The sequence below is a fragment of the Limosilactobacillus alvi genome, from assembly GCF_016900115.1.
GTDB lineage: Bacteria > Bacillota > Bacilli > Lactobacillales > Lactobacillaceae > Limosilactobacillus > Limosilactobacillus alvi.
Genome location: NZ_JACJJQ010000108.1, coordinates 1 through 268, shown reverse-complemented (window position 1 = coordinate 268; position 268 = coordinate 1). Strand labels below are relative to the sequence as shown.

General features: G+C 37.3%; 1 protein-coding gene. It reads right to left on the bottom strand.

The window, feature by feature from the left end; genetic code table 11:
* Positions 1 to 268: aconitase family protein (locus H5993_RS09275; RefSeq protein ID WP_239458077.1), on the bottom strand; the 268-nt coding region annotated here is incomplete at both ends.

Here is a 268-nt window from a genome sequence, read left to right as displayed (position 1 = left end):
CATCATATCGCGATATGATGAGTTAGTGCAACTACCAATTGCAACTTGGTCTATTTTTTTGCCAGCTACTTCGCGCACTGTTTTTACAGCATCAGGGCTATGTGGCATAGCAATCATTGGTTCTAAATCATCGAGATTGATTTCATATGTTTCATCATAAACAGCATCATCATCAGCACAAAGTGGTACGAAACATTCTTCTCTATTTTGTTTTTTCAAGAATTCATGCGTAATTTCATCGCTTGGGAAAATAGATGTTGTTGCACCA